The organism is Pedobacter agri PB92 (assembly GCF_000258495.1).
Taxonomy (GTDB): Bacteria; Bacteroidota; Bacteroidia; order Sphingobacteriales; family Sphingobacteriaceae; genus Pedobacter; species Pedobacter agri.
Genome location: NZ_AJLG01000104.1, coordinates 1 through 17,820 on the forward strand (window position 1 = coordinate 1; position 17,820 = coordinate 17,820).

Here is a 17,820-nt window from a genome sequence, read left to right on the forward strand (position 1 = left end):
ACATTTATACGTAACAAAGCAGGTAAACCATCCCTATATGACAGCCAAATGCCGCAGAGTCAGGTTGTGTGGATGGCATACTAAATAAAGCCTTTCAATATGAAACAAATTTATAGGATAAGGTTACCCCGCATTGAAGGTTAGCTGTATCAATAGCGATAATCTTTTTATATGATTAGTAATCATAAGGCAGGTAATTATTGAGTCTAATACGTCGATATATCATACGATGAGTTTTGAATCAAATGTTAACTTGAGCGCTTCATTAGACCCGGGACGATTTAATTAAAAGTAAAAGCCTTTTAAGGCTTTTTTATAATACTAAAGGGCTATTTAGCTAGTAAGCCAAACCTGTATTTTTGCAATGCGAATCTATAAACATTACCATTTATTAACTTATGCCCGGATGGGATAGGCTAACTTTAATTGCAAAAGCTTTTCGAAGCTTTTGTGTTTGTTTGAATTAGAAAGCCTTGCAGTCATGTAAGGCTTTTTATCAAGCTTTTAGTAATCCATATTTGTAAGCAAACGAAACCAGGGATGCGGAATTTTTAGTCCGGGTCTTAGTAATCAGATTTTTGCGTAGTTTCTCCACTACACCTGGCTTAGTTTGTAACTCTTTACTAATTTCCAGGTTAGTAAGGCCACTAGCAACTAACTCTATAACCTTTCTTTCTGTTTCGTCAATTCCCATGAAATCCGGGATAGGGGCATTAGTTTTATTCATACCGGATGCGGGGTCTAATTTTATGCCATTTTTTTCTTATTAGACTAATTAAACATACAAGTTTTAGACTATGTTATATCAGATTAACTTAATACTGCTAATCACGTTATTGTAATGATTAAAGCATCAGTAAGCTCCATCTAAACAAAAAAGTCAAATGAAATAAAAATAACTGATGCAAAATTAGTAATCACTGAAGTGTATGTACAGGGGGATAAAATTTATATAGTGGATGAATTTCAATATTATAATGGATGTGAGTTTATCCCATTAATAATTTCCTTCATGCATATCGATTAACTTCAATATCCAGATATGGTATTTAATTGCGATTAGACTGAACTTATTAACCAATTTGGTCTGGCGTTTATATTCTTTTCATATTTAATGCCCTTGGGATAATTCCCCTAACCATCTCAGTAAAGATAATAATCAACATTAAACTAAGTTACTCTCTTACAGGGTGTAAAATTTACAGTGAGTGAAAGATTATAGCCCGTCAGGCAAGATGGAATATTGTGATTATTAGGGGTCATAAAGTCTGAAATGGCTGGTAGTCTCTGCTTGCTATCCACAGCCTTATCTAAATAAAGAGAAAGGTAGGCTGAAATCTATATCTTTTTTTTACTCCTCGTATGAAATTTTTATTATTGCAAACGACAATTCAGTCTTAAGGATCAATGGATGACGATCCTTTAATTCTTTCGGATGAAAGATATAAATCCCTCTCGCGATTTGCCTGAGGGATTTTGCTATAGAATTTTCCATTTGTAATGTGCTAATCGCGCACTGCCATTCACATTTTACCCACTGATTTGAAGGACAAATGTCAACATTTTCTATCTTTTATATTTACGTTATCTTTAGGATACAGATTATTCTACTATTTTGTCAATACAGCAAAAATGCTGATTCATTATTTTAGTTTATTTTTTGACTGTGGTATAGACGCTGAGACTATCATAATAAGCAAAAAATTGACACGCTTCTTCCTTGCTATTTGCCAGATTAATGATAACCTCACTATCTTCAAACTGGAATATAGCATTAATGTACTAAAACCCCATAATATCTATCATAATGTTGTTCTCTCTGCTAGCCATCGCGTCTGCTCATGGATATACTACCCAGAGCTCAATCTGACTTATTGCGATAACAAGATAAGCTAAAGGCTTATTTGAAATATTGGCTATAGGAAATCGTAATGATTAGCGCTAGATATGCACGCTAGGAAGAAATATTTAGAATCAATTTATTAAGCAAATTTTTGAGATCGTGCGCCTCCTGAGCAGTAATGCCCAGATTCTCTTTTATTCGGCTATGCAGGCGATGTGCCTGCTGTTTCAGGTCTATCCCTTTTTTCGCTAGAGATACAATGATACTACGTTCATCTTTTTCGGATCGGATACGTTCTACCAAGCCTTGCTCCTGCATGCGCTTGAGTAGTGGAGTAAGTGTATTCGACTGCAACCTTAATTTATCGGCTAAGAAACTCATGCAGATATTGTCGGTTTCCCATAAAACCATCAGGACAATATATTGCGGATAGGTAATTCCCAGATCATCCAATACGGGTTGATAACATTTTGTAACCATGCGAGATGCGGCATAAAGAGGGAAGCAGAGCTGGTCTTCCAGTTTAAAATATGTATCCATGTTTACTGCTTTATCTATTTATTGGTAATAATATGATTAACCAAAGCGCTCAAATATAAAAAATGTAAAGCATAAAGGGCCGAGATGTCCCTTTATGCATTATTAAGGTTTATACTAGCTCTAATGCCACTTCAATATTTCCACGTATTGCATTCGAATAAGGACAAATGTTATGTGCTGTATCTATTAGTTCCTGCGCTCGAACAGTTTCAATACCTGGTAAGCTTATCTGCAAGTTTGCACCCAATACGAACCCACCTTTTCCGTCCGGATGTAAAGAAATATTTGCCTTAACAGTTGTTGGTTCAGCAGCCTTCACTCCTGCCTGATGCATTACCAAATTAAGGGCACTATCAAAACAGGCAGCGTAGCCCGCAGCAAATAATTGTTCCGGGTTGGTATATCCTGCCCCGTTTCCTCCAAGTTCCTTTGGCATTCTCACTTCAAGTGATAATGCACCATCTTCACTGGTTACTTTTCCATTACGGCCACCTGTTACTGATGCGCTAGTCTGATATAATGTTTTCATTTTAATCATTTAGATAATTGTATCGCAAGCGATTATATCGTTTACGATACAAATATCGCATATTTAGTTAATCTGTCAATAGATTGATCGAAAATTGTTTCGTTTAAAAAATACAGAGGACCGTGTAGTGCAATCTAAAAACACTCATTTTAAAGTTGTTAAGTTTATGTCTTGCTTTATTTTGAAATGTTAATTTTTCGATGCATGATAATATTTTTCGTAAATTGATTTAACCAAAATATAAAAGATTATGAACCTGCTTAAGAAAATTCAACACTGGGGCGATCAGCATCACCCGAAATGGCTTGATTATTTTAGAATAGTACTTGGCGTAATTCTCATATGGAAAGGGATTACGTTTTATACCAATATGGAAGCGTTCAGTCATTTGATGCGGGGCGCCATGTTGGGTGCAGCGGTTAGTATCAGTTTACTTGCACATTTGATTATCGTGATGCATATTTTAGGAGGAATAGCCATTACATTAGGTACACATACCCGATTATTTTGCCTGCTAAACCTTCCTATTCTTATCGGAGCCGTATTTTTCATCAACATATCAGGAGGGATTTTTAAACCCTACGCCGAATTCTGGCTATCATCTTTGGTTTTAACCGGATTAGTTTGTTTTATAGTAGAAGGCAATGGAATTTTATCTGTTGAAAGCGAAAAAGCAGTGAGTTAGTCGAGTATTTTAAAGCGAAAAAGAAATAAAAGGCAAGCTAACTAAATGATAAACAAGCGGTAATGTTTTGATTTAAATATTATAGTAAAAATCATTTGCAGATTGGCGCCAAATTCCTACTTTTGCAGCGGAGAGCTGGCAGAGTGGTCGAATGCGGCAGTCTTGAAAACTGTTGACTGTAACAGGTCCGGGGGTTCGAATCCCTCGCTCTCCGCCAGAAAAAAACAAAAGCCCTTTATCAAATGATGAAGGGCTTTTTTCATTAGCGTGGCATAATTTCTTCATTTGATTGAAATAAGAGATAAATTAATAACCCACGTCCAAAGGATTGAAAAGTCCTTTTGAACCAAACAGGAAGTGTTTTCATTTGAAAAGCAGATTGTATGGTATGTGTTGGGCTGCTGTTTTCAATAAACAGATGTGAAATAAATTATGTATTTTTACCCCTGATCTTAAGAATCATCCAATTCATCACATCGTTGTCTTTTAGCCTTTTATTGAAAAAAAATGAGTGTACTGGAAAGAAATAACGTACATCAACTGGGTAATGGAAGTACTACGATGATGTTTGCCCATGGGTTTGGCTGTGACCAGAACATGTGGCGCTTAATTGTTCCAGCTTTCGCTGAAAATTACAAAATCATTTTGTTTGACCATGTTGGAGCAGGGCTTTCAGACCTTAATGCGTATGATCCTGTAAAATATAACGAACTGGATGGTTATGCCCATGATATCCTAGAAATTGCGGAAGCGCTTCAGTTGAAAGAAATCATTTTCGTAGGTCATTCGGTTAGTGCAATGATGGGTATTATGGCCGCAGCACAATCTCCGGGATTATTCAAAGCGCTGATTTTAGTTTCTCCTTCACCATCATATATTAACGATGGCGATTATATTGGTGGTTTTAGCAGAATAGAAATAGATGAATTGTTGGCTTCATTGGATCAAAATCATTTGGGTTGGTCGATGACCATGGCACCAATGATTATGGCCAACGCCGACAGGGCTGAGCTGAGTGAGGAGTTAACCAATAGCTTTTGTCGTACCGATCCAACCATTGCCAGGCAGTTCGCCCGTGCGACATTCCTAACCGATAGCAGAAGCATTCTGAAAACCTGCCACACCCCTACACTTATTCTCCAGTGTTCTGAAGATATTATTGCTCCTGTAGAAGTTGGAGCGTTTATCCATCAGCAAATGGATAATAGCAAACTTACTATTCTCGAAGCAACGGGTCATTGCCCACACTTGAGTGCACCGGCAGAAACCATTTCTGCGATCAAAGAGTTTTTATAATCGCCTTACCAATTAACCCGATGAGCAATTTATCAAACGAAGATCATCTGGACGAGTTTTTAGAAAATTCGCTCTCCGGCTATATTTCGACCACGCCAAAAGGAGAAATCATTAAAGCCAATTCCAGAATAGCCATGTGGCTGGGATTGGAAAGGGAACAACTCATCGGTAAGCGAATGACCAGTATTCTGGCGGTAGGAAGCAGGATATTTTACGAAACACATTTGGCTCCAATGTTAAGGCTTAAAGGCTTTTTCGAAGAAGTTGCCGCAGAACTTTCGTTAAGCGATGGTAGCAAAATGCAGGTATTGATAAATGGCTATGCCAAAAAAGACGAAAACGGGCAGCCGCAGGAGATGCGACTAAATATTTATCGTGCCACAGAAAGAAAAGTTTATGAAGATAATCTCCGTCATGCCATCAGTGATGCTGAAAACACCATTCAAACTGAACGGGAGCTGGCTATTTTAAGGGAGCAGTTTATTGCAGTTTTAGGTCATGATCTTCGTAATCCCCTTGGTGCGATTAAAACCGGCTCATCGTTACTCGGGCGTTCCGTATTGTCCGATCGTGACAAATCCATTGTATCTACAATTGCTAAAAGCAGCCTTCGCATGGAAGAATTAATTGCCAATGTAATGGATTTTGCCAGGGTAAGATTAGGAGGTGGTATTTTGCTGGCGCTTCATGAGGTAATGATTGAACCCATTATTACCCATATCATTGATGAATTAATGATCTCTTATCCGGAGCGTAGCGTGATTACTTATTTTAATGCGAAAAAATCAGTGCGTTGCGACATCAACCGCTTATCTCAAATGTTATCTAATTTACTGGCCAATGCACTTACCCATGGATCAGTAGATACGCCTGTTAAAATTATTACTGAAATACAAGATGATATTCTGAAAATTACAGTAATCAATGGTGGGAGGGCAATTCCAACGGATGTACTCGAAACGTTATTTGAACCCTTTACCAGGGAAGCCAACACGCCAAGCAAACAAGGTTTAGGATTGGGGCTGTATATTGCCTCACAAATTGCCAAAGCACACGGCGGACATTTAACTGCCAGTTCTGACACCAAAGAAACAAGTTTTACATTTCAGATGCCGCTGTAGCATTTGCTATTGCCAGTATTGATATCAATTTAAACAGGATACAGAGATCTGCATCCTGTTTAAGATTGTAATTATTGGGTTGGGTTTTGGGTTAATTTTCCAGGATAAGAGTTGATGGCACTCTGCGGAATATAATACACTACCCGAAAGTCGTTGGCAGATATATCTGCCGTTTGATTCTGCGGTCCCGGATACCGGCGTACCAAAGGTTTTCCATTACGGAATACATCAAAACTTCTTTCTGCCTGATAAGCCAATTCCAGCTGACGCTCCTTATCAATTAAATTGCCTGCATTTGCTGCCGTAAGTGATGAATAGCCGCCATTTACAATTGAACGCGTACGAATGGTATTCAAATCACTAAGTGCTTCAGTATACCGCTGCAATTTCGCATAAGCTTCTGCCCTGTTTAAATAAACTTCTCCAAGCCTGCTGATTACCGGCGAATGAAGGTGCGAATTTTCGCCTTCACGAGAATCTTTTACAATATAAAATTGTGGATAAACCCGGTTCAAGGTAATGAAGTTATCAATTACTCCAGTATACGTTTTTCCATTCTTATAGTTGATGCTGTAGATTTCCTGAGCGGCATCTACCGGTGTCAAGGTGTATACATCCGTACCTTCTGTACAGGTTATTGTATTTCCATTTCTGGTAATATTGGCCTGAACATAGTTTAAGGTATTGGCGGCATCATCTTTAATAAACCGGAACACTTCCGTAAACGCACCTGAAGCATTTGTTGCATAAGTTGGCTCAATGAAAGCAGCCCGGGCATCTACAATTTTATACTTTGCGGGGCGCCAGTCGTTCCTGCCGGTTTCATTTAACAAATCGATATATTTTGCACTGGCATACATTTCTCCCCAGCCCTGGCCGCCAATATTTGCATACATCCCACCAATTCCATAGTAATGATCTGATCCGGAGAATTCGGAAGCAACACGTTTAATGGCAAAAATGGTTTCTTTATTGGTTTCGGGTAAAAAGGTGTTATACTTCATAAAATCGGCACGTGGAAGTAAGCTGTAACGGGTTGAGCCTGAAATTACCTTTGTGGCATAATCTACCGACAGTTGAGCGAATGCCTGATTAGGATTTTCATAAGTTCCACTCATGTATAAATAAACCCTTGAAAGTAATGCCTGGGCAGCTTCCTTCGAAGCAAAAATAGAACCCTTATTTACGTTAATCAGTTCCTCGGCTTTTTTCAAATCAGCTATCACCTGTTCGTAAGTTGTTTTCACACTGGCCCGATCCGGCAGATTTAAATTGATGACATCGGCTGGTGTTCCGTTCACAATTGGCACGCCAAGGTTAGTTTCAGGGTTTTGGTAATATGGGCGGCCGTATGCCCTCACCAGATAAAAATAAATTAATCCGCGGATAAAATAACACTCTCCTAACTTACTGTCTAATGTAGTGCTTTTACCCTGCGGTATCATACTGATGATGTTTGACGCCTGTGCGACGGCTTTGTAGCCGCTATCCCAAAAAGTAGATAACCTGGAATTGTTCGGTGTTCTCGCAAAAGAAATGAACTCATAAAAAGCATCTGTAGAGGAACCCCTGATCATGATGTTATCTCCGGCATATTCACCTAAACGGTGCATAGGATCTGACCATGCTTTCAACTGGGCATAAGTTCCGTTCAGTAATGCATCGATGGATTCTTCCGGATTGCTATTTATTTTTTCAGACTGTAATGAACCGAATGGCTCCCTGTCTATTTTGCAGGATGATATTGCGATCACCGCAAACAATATAATTATGATCTTTTTCATTTTGTATGAATTAGAATGAAACATTAAGGCCGAACATAAATTTTCTGGTCATTGGATAAACTGAAGGACCTGTTGAGAAAAGCACATTTCCGGTATCTTCTGCAACCGGAATCTCCGGATCAACACCTGAGTATTTGGTAATGACGAACAGGTTTTCGCCGGAAATGAAAGCCCTCAGATTTCTGATTTTATACTTTTTCAGCTCGAAGTTATAGCCTAGCGCCAATGAACGCATTCTGAAAAAGTCATTGCTTTCGATATAACGTGAAGAAACTGAATTTCCCTTATCCTGATTATTGTATCGTGCGACCGGATGGGTGGCAATATCGCCAGGCTTCTGCCATCTCGACCAGCCTTCCATCAATTGCATTTGATTTCGATCCGTATAAGTACCATCAGCGTCATATTCCTGACGGGAGTAGTTGTAAACTTTTCCACCAATAGAATAACCAAAAACTGCATTCAAATCGAAGCCTTTGTACCTTAAATATGTGGTGATCCCACCAAATAAATCAGGAGAAGCATTGTCTAATCTTTCTTCCGTAGCTTTTGAGTAATCTGAAGTTGTGGTTCTGGAAAGTTCATTACCTTCAGCATCTCTCGTTACCGTATACCAGGTGGGTTTACCATCTGCCGGGTTTACGCCCGCCCATTCTCTCATGTAGTAGGTATCTACAGGAAGGCCAATCTGGATTACCCGGTTGGCTGATCCGGCAATCCCCAAGCCATCACCAACAATCAGTGGTTTTGCGGTATAAGTTCCATCCAGATTTCTGGTTTTATAAATATCAGTAAGTTTATTCCGGTTGTGACCTAAGTTTACATCTAAACTCCAGGTCAAATCTTTCGTTTTAAAAATATCACCTCCCAGCGCAACCTCAATTCCTTTGTTGCTCATTTTACCAATATTTTGTGAAATACTGGTGATACCTGTTAAGCCGCTAATGGGTACGTTGTATAAAATGTTATCTGTGTTTTTGATGTAATAATCTACTGTTAACCTTGCCCTGTTGTTAAAGGCATTTACATCCAGGCCAATGCCACTGGTATAGGTTTGCTCCCAGGTTAAATTCGGGTTACCCAACTGACTGATTAACAAGCCAGGAATACCATTATAACCTGCCGCCGGGTTAACCGCATATAAATCATATTGAGGATATAAACTCGACGGACGGTTACCTACAGAACCAAAAGCTGCACGAAGCTTAAGTGTATTGATATATTTTGCTTTGAACCATTCCTCACGGCTGATATTCCAGCCCCCACTTACAGAGAAGAAATTACCGTACTTCTTTCCAAAATTAGAAGCACCATCCCTGCGAAGTGATACCTGAGCCAGATACCGGCCATCGTAATCATAATTGGAATTAAACAAAACGGACTGTACCGCCCACTGGCTAATTCCACCTCTGGTTCTTTCTGGTTTTGCAGTTACATCCAGCACTTCAAAGCCCGGAACTATACCCGTTCCATATGCATCGAGTGTTTTGCTCGAAAAATCATTAAATTCATAGCCCACCAGTGCATTTAGATTATGCTTTGCCCAGTTATTGCTGTAACGTACAATCTGGTTGGTGTATCTCCGGGTATATTCTGAACGATAATCCGTTACCCTTCCATTCACACTCAATCCGCCATTAGATCGTGGATCGGTATAACCTGCAGCTGCATAACTGTTATAACGATAATTGTTAACGGAAGCGAAAGTGAGGTTTTTAGTTATTTTGATATCGAAATCTAAGTTTCCCATAAATTCGTAATTCACGTTTGAGCCCTTGTTCCATTGCAAATCGTACAAATAATTGGTACTTGCTGTATTCACCCAAAGAGATGAACGGTGTGGCACCAAATTTCCGTTGGCATCATAAGGGCTATCCCACGGCAGGTTTGAATAAATTGAGTTAACTGAATATTGCTGATCGAAAACGCTGCGTCTGGAGCCAACCACCGATGGCTTAATCGTTAGCCATGAATATGGCATATAAGTGGTATTTAACCTGAAATTATAGCGTTCATAATCATATCCTCGCACTGCTCCCGATTCATCATAATACCCTACCGATAAGAATGATTGCAGTTTTTCTGTTCCGCCCTGGAGCGATATATTGTGATTTTGGTTAAATCCTGTTTTGGTAGCCAAATCCCACCAATCGAAATTGCTGTTACGTAACTCTGGTTTCCAGCGTGGAAAGCTGATGGTGTTGGCGTTCGCGAAGGAAGAAAAGTAATCATATAATTCCGCCCCGTCCATCATCTGCAAATTGCCGTTTGTTAACTGGTTAACCCCTACCCGTGAAGATACATCAATCGTCATTTGACCAGACTTGGCTCTTTTGGTGGTGACTACAATTACCCCGTTGGCACCCTGCGAACCATAAATTGCAGTGGAGGCCGCGTCTTTTAACACCGTCATCGATTCGATATCCTCCGGGTTTAGTTCTCCAGGGCTTGATCCTACAATTACACCATCTAAAACCCACAGCGGGTTGGTTGTTCCATTTAAAGTAGCCTGACCACGAATGATGACCGAAGCTGCCGCACCGGGCTTGCCTGAACCTGGTGCTACAAATAATCCTGGCGCCTTCCCGGCCAATAGATTCTGTACGTTCGGTGAGGTTACGTTCTTTAATTTATCTCCACTGATGGTACTTAAGGCGCCGGTTAAACTCTGGCGTTTTTGTACACTATAACCCACTACAACGAGTTCGTTTAGTGTTTCTGCAGATTCGGACAAAGTAATTACGCCCATCGCTGCACCGGTAACGGCTACTTCCCTGGTGGTAAACCCAATTGAGCTGATCACAAGTGTTTCGCCAGCCTGTGCATCAATACTGAACACACCTAAATTATTTGATGAAGTGACACGAGTAGTTCCTTTTACCGTAATACTCGCTCCGGGGATGGCCCCGCCCTTTGCATCCTTTACCGTTCCGGTGATGATATCAAAAGCAGTGGTTTCGTTTAAACCTGCAAATTCATACTCGCCTGCTTTGTTTATCAGAAGATAACGAGTTCCACTCACCGGTTTTACTTTGGCATAAAGTGATGTTTCTGCATGTGCCGCAACGGAGATACCCAGATGGGCCAGGATCAGCATCGTTAGCGGCGCCAAAAATCGCTTCTTGTTTTGTTTTTGGTTAGTTGTTGGTTTCATTGAGTTAAAGTTTGTTGAATGGTTTTAATCAATTTTTTGTTTAGTCTTTTAGTGGTTTGTTGGTTATTGGCATATGCTTTTATTTTGGTTAATCATTAAATTCATAATCCCTTCCGGCTTTCTTCAGGCCACATCCGTTTAGGCTGATAAAATCAGATTTAATCAACTTGTTTAATTTCTATTGTTGCTATAAATTTTTCGAATGCAGCAATCTTTTCAGTGTACTTATTTAAGAGATGGATCTGGTTTTTCGCCCGGTTGAGGTTCTGTTCAGGATAAGTGGCGCCGTAATAAATGTCGCCGTTCAAAAAGTCCGTCAAAAACCGTAGCGCCTGCATGAATATGATAAACTGACCCGCGTAGATGAACAATTCACGTTCGGATGATGTGAGTACCGTATCCATTTCACTCATGTAACCCCGATAGATTGCTTCAAAAATCTCCACACGAATATCGATCAGGCTAAAATCTGTTTCTTCTTCCGTAACCGGCGAAAGGTAGGTCCGCATCATATCCCCAACATCGCTTATAAAATATCCCGGCATCACCGTATCCAGGTCAATTACGCAGATTCCAAGCCCTGTATCCCGATGCAGAAGCACATTACTGATCTTCGTATCGTGATGAAATATCCTGACTTTGAGTCTATTACTTGCGATGATCTCATCATACTTTTGAGCAATATCCATATGTTTAGCCAACTGTTGAATGGCCCAGGCCGCAGCTGATAATCTGGACTCATCTGCCAGTTTCAGTGCTTGCCTGTATTGCGCCACACGCAGGCATAAATTGTGAAAATCGCGGAGCGGAAAGTTGATTTTGCTTACATCGAAATCTTTAAGCAATCTGCTAAACTGTCCAAACTGCTTCGCCGCCTGATAAGCCTGATTCGGATGTACCACTTTATCTATCGTAATCGATTCAGGAACGAAGGGAAAAATCCTAAAAGTGTACCCCCCGATATTCAGTACAGATTGGCCCGAGTTGGTTTGAATCGGCCCAACAAACAAATATTCTGGCGCTGTCTGGTGCAGGTAGCTTTTTAAATTGACGATATTTTCGATAATCTCTTCCGGGGATGTGAAAATATCGGTATTGATTTGCTGAAGGATAAAATCACCATTTTTGGTGCTCACCTTCCAGGTATTGTTAATTAATCCCCCACCAAAAAGACTGTATTGTGTTTCCGGCCCATCTAAATTAAAGGCTTTTAAAACTTCGAAGATCATATTGTGATTGCTGGCTGCTTTGTATCAAGAATTAAGAGATCAGTCTGGAACAATTAAAAGCCGCTATCATCAAGAGCAAAAACATTTTTCCGTTCTTTCCACTTCCCGTTGGTAAAGTCAGGGAATTTTTGTGGCATGTTGCCTTCTTTTAAAGACTGTGTAGATAGCGGAGTGATCACACTCATGGTTACCGAGTCGTAAACATCAATTGGAGTTTGCTTTTTCTGTTTTACAGCCTGAATAAAGCCATTAAATACAAACCAGTCCATGCCGCCATGTCCAGCTCCTACGGCTTCTTTTTCGTATTTTTTCCATAGGGGATGATCATATTTCTCAAACCACTCTTTTACCGGCTGCCATTTGTGATCACCTTTAGACTCTTTTTCGATATAGATAGATTTATTGACGTCCATCCAAATCCCATCTGTTCCCTGTACCCTAAAACCAATGGAATATGGGCGGGGCAAATGGGTATCGTGGCTAAGCATTACGGTTTCGCCATTGGCGCAATTGATGAGTGTTGTAGTTACATCGCCGTTTTTATATTTGATTTTCGCATTTGGGTGGCCTGGAGACAAATCTTCCACGTAGGCCGCCAGGCCTCTCGCCTTTGAACTGAAAGATACCAGATTGGTGAACCGGTTTCCACGGTTAATATTTGCGTATTGCATAATCGGCCCGGCGCCATGAGTCGGATATAAATCACCATCCTGATCGATGTTAAATTGTGTTCTCCATTGAGCCTCGCTTCTCGCATTCGGGCCAAATTCTACTCCACCCCCATAGTAGGCCTTACCATCATTGAATAACACATTTCGGAGGTTATGCTGGTAGCCACCCTCAAGGTGAACCAACTCTCCAAAAACGCCTTGCCTTACCATGTTTAAAGCAGCCATGACATCCCTTCTGTAACATACATTCTCTAAAGTCATGTATGGCATTCCGGTTTTTTCTGAAGTTTTTACGATATCCCAGTGATCTTGAACGGTTAGGCCGGCAATTACTTCGCAACCTACATACTTGCCAGCTTTCATCGCATCAACCGCCTGGTCTCTGTGAAATTGCCATGGTGTGGCAATGATCACCGCGTCGATATCTTTCCGATCTAAAAGTTTTTTATAAGCATCAGTACCACCGGTATATTCCTTTGCTGCAGCACGCCTAGCCTTGGCAATCGCCGCCCTGCAGATTTTAAGTGAACTTTCCTGTGTATCGCAGATCGCAACAATCTCTACATCATCGCGTAAAAGGCCTTCAGAAATATGGCTCATTCCTCTGGCGCCTACGCCGATATAACCAAGCTTAACCCTACTGTTATCTGATTTCGCAAATAGTGCCCCGCCAGGTAAAATCGTCAGGCCGGCAGCTGTCAACGTACTGTTTTTAATAAATTCTCTACGCTCCATTGTTTACCTAATTTGTTTGTTTTGTAAGTTTTCCGCTTTGGAATTAAGATAAAACTAGGCGCAATTGAGGCGAAAAACGACAAATGAAACATCCAAACGACAGACAAAAGAATGGATAGTTAAAATATTGATTTATAGGCTTTTAATATGATATTTTTTTACTGATGGATAATTAAAAGCCTGGATTAGTATACACAAAAAATGCATGACAGGGTGTATTAATTTGAAAATGAAAGCTGATTAATATAATTCGCCTGTATTGAGGTCTGATAATTCAGGAGATGCCGCCGTTCCTATTCCATTAAATAGAATTTTAACCCCCAATACTTTACCAATAGATTTATCATAGGTAGTGTTAAGCAAATTTTTATCATTGATAAATAAGGACACTTTTTTATTTTTACTAAAAGTTTAACGTTACCTCCGGCACTAAAATCATAACTCATGTTGCTTAGATTTTTAGAGGTGCCGTTCACATGAAGTTCAGAAAAGTTATATTCAGAAAAAGCAGAACAACTCGGTTTTACCATTAATACACGGTGCCGCCCCTCACTGCCGAGGATAAAGATGCTGGCTTGCATACAGGCAATTCCGGGCCTGCTTTCTTCAGTTTTTAATTGACACTTAAATAAAAAATTATCACCGCTGATGTTACTGGAATGAATGTTACTAAAACCTATCATAAAAGGTTTGGAAAGGTTTATTCCGGCAGAATCCAACTGTTTGGCTGAAACAAATAGTTTTTGCTTCGATAGTGGTTTGAGGCGGGCGATTGGGAAAGCACTGAGCGAATCATGACCAGAATTTGCTACCCAACCCTTGGTTTGCATGGAAACCGCAATCGTATCGATCGCTTTATTTTTATAGAACAACCGAACATGTACTACACCAGGATTTTTAAAAAACTGCACCACTTCCTGGTTTGCAGTGATTGTTTTCAGCGGTCCTTCATCCATAAAGTTTATTGTAAACTGCTTATCTTCGTTTACGTTACCAAGTCGGGATAATTTGAATATCGCCGTGTGCGGCACCTCACCATTCGGATTTTCACAAATCAGACTAACTTCACCAGGTTTAACCTGATCAATTTGGTTGAAGACTATAAACCCACCCACTGCAACGGCCAGTATAAATATAGCTATACCAATAATTAGTTTTGAAGTGCGGACTTTTGACTGCTTTTCGTAGGGGGCGACATGCTCGATATCTGCTACTTTAATTTCTTGTTGAATCGCTGGTGCCACTTGAGGTGCGAAACGGTTAATCAGCTCGAATTCCTGCCAGTCTCTATAACCGATAAATTGCGCCAATGCATCCCGGGTAGCTTTTTGAGGATAGTATCGGGTAGGCGTTTTCAGCCTTCCAAAAATCCTTTTTAACGTATTTTCACTCAAATAAACTTTGGTTTGCCTCCCTAGCTGGCTGTTTAAAAGATTATAATCCGGAGAGCGCCAATCTGCAATTGGCTTAGTGCCCATTTTTTCTTCGATCTTTTTACAACATAAATCTAAAATTTCGAAGAACCGTTTATCGTCAGATGGTGTAGGGATAGTTGTCATTATTAAGTATGATCTGAAGCTGTTTCAAAATTAATTAATGTTGTTCAGGATATTTAAAACTTATATGAAAAAATGCCAGACCAAGGATGATTCAGAAACCAGGAATGTGCTTTATCTCATCAACCCTGAGGTCTTGTACCCAAATAATCAATGCTCAATATCAAACCGAAAACCGATTGACAAGTAATAGCCATCATGATGTAGGGAATAATTTTATGTAAGATGGCAAAAAGATAGCTAAAAAAGCTACGCAAACGTTTGTCCGTTTTCTCAACATTAACGAGCAAACATTTGTGGCGGAGGAAAAATTAAAGTTCGAGCATGGTCAGGTCAATAGCAGATTGAAAATATCAACCTGGAACTGATTTGAAGCAAAAAGGGCTGTATCATAAATCAGGTATCCTTAATGCCTTTATATCTAACCTAAAAATAGCCCGTAAGGGCGAATTCCGAATTAGACACTTATTCTGATTTCTCAGAAAGCAAAGGACGCCATTTCGTATTGATGATACAGCCGCTTAAATATTTTATATTTGGTTAGAAAAAAAACGCTCTACCTTGAGCGGCAGAGCGTCCACTATTTAATCTATCGTCCCGGAAAGACTAAAGTATAAAGTTATCGCATATTTATTTCATTTATAATAGCCCTTTTGAGCTATGAGAATCACAAAACAAAGTGAATATTTTTATGGTTCAATTTAATTAAATGAGAGAAACCAATAATTCCCCAAAAATAATGGGTATAGATGACCTTGAACTCAAAATGATAGAATTGATAGCGCAAGGATTGACTTATACTGAAATAAGTGAAAAACTGAAATTAGAAGAAAATAAAGTTGAGAACATCAGGAAAAATCTAATTATTAAAACCCGAACGAAAAATACAGCATCGCTGGTGTCGTTTGCTTACAAGTATGGTCTATTGAAGGTTTAAAATTACCCAGCTCAATTGACTGTTTTCTAAACAAATCTGGTGAAAACTGAATAGTTTCTGGAAATACCAAAAACAAACAATGCGCTGCAAGTAGACAGCGCATTTTTTTTGATTGTTATTTCGCTATGAGTGATACTCAAAAATTATTTTTTTGGATTAAGGTTTAATTTCAATCACATCGCCGGCGGTAAAAATTCCAAATTCAGCCTGATTGAACTTTATCAAGCCTTCATCGGTTTTTTTCAAATTCTTCGGTTTAGCCAAACGGATTACCTGGCTTTCGCCTGCAACTGTAGCGTTATTGCCGTGAACAATAATTGCAGTACTTTCATCAATGCCGACACATACCAGATCAGGATAAGCAGCCAAAGCTGAAATCAGGCGGTTGTAGCGATTGCGTTTTAGGAAATGCTGATCGATAATGGTATTTTCCAATAAAACCATACCCTGAGAAAACTCGATGTTTTTGTCCCAAAGCTTATTAAAGGTCTCTTTGTAAACCGTATCCAGCAATTGCTTTCCTGTAATCATGTACTTGCTCATTACCGCAGCGCCTGCGCTTGTTCCGGCAATGGTTGCACCGTTTTGGTAAGCTTTATGAATGGCTGCGTACACTGGAGTGTTCAATACTACATTCATAAAACGGCTTTGGTCACCTCCCAGAATATAAATCAGTTTTGCATTGGCTAAAGAATCGGTCCATTTCTTGTCATTTACCTCATGCCTTGCGAAATTGAAATTTTTAATTGTACGTGGATCGAGCTTTTGCAACTGTGTGGAAAGCGTTCCAAAACCGGCATCAGGAACTTCGCTTGCCATCGGTAAAACTATGATGTAATCACTTGGTTTTAATTCGGCCGTATGGAGCATCTGCTTCATCAACGCATCAGAGCGATTGCCACCGCCGATAATAAATAGATTTCCTTTTGCTGTTTTGTTTTGCGCATTGGCAAATAACGAAACCCCAAGTAAAAAGGCTAATAAAAAAGCGTTTTTCATTATTTATAAATGTTGACTTCAATTTTACCATCGGCAGTAATTGCCCCACGATACATCCCTTCGGTATTAAAAGGCATCGAGATATTTCCCTTTTTATCCAATGCAATTAAGCCACCATCGCCACCCATTTTACCCACTTTATCCAACACAATTTTAGAAGCTTCATTTACCGATAGACCTTTATATTCCATTAAATCGGAAATGGTTTTTGCCACCACGTTACGGATGTAAAATTCTCCCCATCCAGTACATGAGACGGCAGCTGTTTCATTATTACAATAAGTTCCAGCGCCAATAATTGGTGCATCACCAACGCGGCCATACTTTTTATTGGTCATGCCGCCTGTTGAAGTTCCGGCTGCAAGGTTACCTGCTTTATCTAAAGCCACGCAACCCACAGTACCAAATTTGTAATCGTGGTTTTTGCTACCCAACAATTCTGATTTTTTGCTGCCATGATCTAAAACCGCTTTGGTAGAATCCTCTTTAATGGCTTGTTGTAAGCCATCCCAGCGCTCTTTAGTCCAGAAGTATTTCGGATCTACGATTTCTAACCCTGCTTCTTTAGCAAACTGATCAGCTCCGGCACCCACCATCATCACATGCTCAGATTTTTCCATCACCGCTCTTGCCGCAGAAATTGGATTTTTTACAGTAGTTACGCCGGCAACTGCTCCTGCCATCAGTGTTTTTCCGTCCATAATTGCTGCATCCAGTTCGTTTCTGCCGTCATGAGTAAAA

General features: G+C 39.9%; 14 protein-coding genes and 1 tRNA gene. 5 read left to right on the forward strand and 10 right to left on the reverse strand.

What is annotated here, in order from left to right; all coding sequences use genetic code 11:
- Nucleotides 1-496: 496 nt before the first annotated feature.
- The 3 genes from ON09_RS14990 to ON09_RS15000 form a co-directional block, all read right to left on the reverse strand.
- The gene (locus tag ON09_RS14990) at nucleotides 497-694 is read right to left on the reverse strand and encodes a response regulator transcription factor (RefSeq protein ID WP_157258972.1); all 198 of its coding nucleotides are present in this window, start codon (nucleotides 692-694) and stop codon (nucleotides 497-499) included.
- Between the two features lie 1,260 nt (nucleotides 695-1,954).
- Complete coding sequence (locus ON09_RS14995; RefSeq protein WP_010601883.1) at nucleotides 1,955-2,383, reverse strand: MarR family winged helix-turn-helix transcriptional regulator; 429 nt, start codon at nucleotides 2,381-2,383, stop codon at nucleotides 1,955-1,957.
- A 109-nt stretch (nucleotides 2,384-2,492) separates the two neighbouring features.
- The gene (locus ON09_RS15000; RefSeq protein WP_029204367.1) at nucleotides 2,493-2,912 is read right to left on the reverse strand and encodes an organic hydroperoxide resistance protein; all 420 of its coding nucleotides are present in this window, start codon (nucleotides 2,910-2,912) and stop codon (nucleotides 2,493-2,495) included.
- 250 nt (nucleotides 2,913-3,162) lie between these two features.
- Here ON09_RS15000 and ON09_RS15005 point away from each other — a divergent pair, with 250 nt between their 5' ends.
- The 4 genes from ON09_RS15005 (at nucleotide 3,163) to ON09_RS15020 (ending at nucleotide 6,014) form a co-directional block, all read left to right on the forward strand.
- The gene (locus tag ON09_RS15005; RefSeq protein WP_010601885.1) at nucleotides 3,163-3,597 is read left to right on the forward strand and encodes a DoxX family protein; all 435 of its coding nucleotides are present in this window, start codon (nucleotides 3,163-3,165) and stop codon (nucleotides 3,595-3,597) included.
- Nucleotides 3,598-3,726: 129 nt separating this feature from the next.
- Nucleotides 3,727-3,814: transfer RNA gene (locus ON09_RS15010), tRNA-Ser, on the forward strand.
- Nucleotides 3,815-4,104: 290 nt separating this feature from the next.
- Complete coding sequence (locus tag ON09_RS15015; RefSeq protein ID WP_010601886.1) at nucleotides 4,105-4,893, forward strand: alpha/beta fold hydrolase; 789 nt, start codon at nucleotides 4,105-4,107, stop codon at nucleotides 4,891-4,893.
- A gap of 20 nt (nucleotides 4,894-4,913) precedes the next feature.
- Nucleotides 4,914-6,014 (forward strand): PAS domain-containing sensor histidine kinase, encoded by a 1,101-nt coding sequence (locus tag ON09_RS15020; RefSeq protein WP_010601887.1) that lies wholly within the window; start codon nucleotides 4,914-4,916, stop codon nucleotides 6,012-6,014.
- A gap of 71 nt (nucleotides 6,015-6,085) precedes the next feature.
- Here the strand turns inward: ON09_RS15020 and ON09_RS15025 are convergent, their stop codons facing one another.
- The 5 genes from ON09_RS15025 to ON09_RS15045 all read right to left on the reverse strand — a co-directional run bounded on the left by ON09_RS15025 (nucleotide 6,086) and on the right by ON09_RS15045 (nucleotide 15,146).
- On the reverse strand, nucleotides 6,086-7,798 hold the full coding sequence (locus tag ON09_RS15025) for a RagB/SusD family nutrient uptake outer membrane protein (RefSeq protein ID WP_029204369.1): 1,713 nt from the start codon (nucleotides 7,796-7,798) through the stop codon (nucleotides 6,086-6,088).
- Nucleotides 7,799-7,808: 10 nt separating this feature from the next.
- Nucleotides 7,809-10,952: a SusC/RagA family TonB-linked outer membrane protein gene (locus tag ON09_RS15030; protein WP_010601889.1), complete on the reverse strand. Its 3,144-nt coding sequence runs from the start codon at nucleotides 10,950-10,952 to the stop codon at nucleotides 7,809-7,811.
- A gap of 158 nt (nucleotides 10,953-11,110) precedes the next feature.
- Nucleotides 11,111-12,181, reverse strand: coding sequence for a phosphotransferase enzyme family protein (locus ON09_RS15035; RefSeq protein WP_010601890.1), 1,071 nt, complete (start codon nucleotides 12,179-12,181; stop codon nucleotides 11,111-11,113).
- 53 nt (nucleotides 12,182-12,234) lie between these two features.
- Nucleotides 12,235-13,587 carry a Gfo/Idh/MocA family protein gene (locus ON09_RS15040; protein WP_010601891.1) on the reverse strand — a complete coding sequence of 451 codons (1,353 nt, stop codon included), beginning with the start codon at nucleotides 13,585-13,587 and terminating at the stop codon, nucleotides 12,235-12,237.
- A 293-nt stretch (nucleotides 13,588-13,880) separates the two neighbouring features.
- On the reverse strand, nucleotides 13,881-15,146 hold the full coding sequence (locus ON09_RS15045; RefSeq protein ID WP_010601892.1) for a hypothetical protein: 1,266 nt from the start codon (nucleotides 15,144-15,146) through the stop codon (nucleotides 13,881-13,883).
- Nucleotides 15,147-15,852: 706 nt separating this feature from the next.
- Between ON09_RS15045 and ON09_RS15050 the strand changes: the two genes are divergently transcribed.
- Nucleotides 15,853-16,080, forward strand: coding sequence for a helix-turn-helix transcriptional regulator (locus tag ON09_RS15050; protein WP_029204370.1), 228 nt, complete (start codon nucleotides 15,853-15,855; stop codon nucleotides 16,078-16,080).
- Nucleotides 16,081-16,236: 156 nt separating this feature from the next.
- Here ON09_RS15050 and ON09_RS15055 read toward each other — a convergent pair whose 3' ends face one another.
- Both ON09_RS15055 and ON09_RS15060 read right to left on the reverse strand, forming a co-directional pair.
- Nucleotides 16,237-17,079, reverse strand: a complete 843-nt coding sequence (locus ON09_RS15055; RefSeq protein WP_010601894.1) for a cyanophycinase — start codon at nucleotides 17,077-17,079, stop codon at nucleotides 16,237-16,239.
- Nucleotides 17,079-17,820 (reverse strand): isoaspartyl peptidase/L-asparaginase family protein (locus ON09_RS15060; protein ID WP_010601895.1); only part of this gene is annotated, 742 nt, incomplete at its 5' end. The genes ON09_RS15060 and ON09_RS15055, both read right to left, overlap by 1 nt.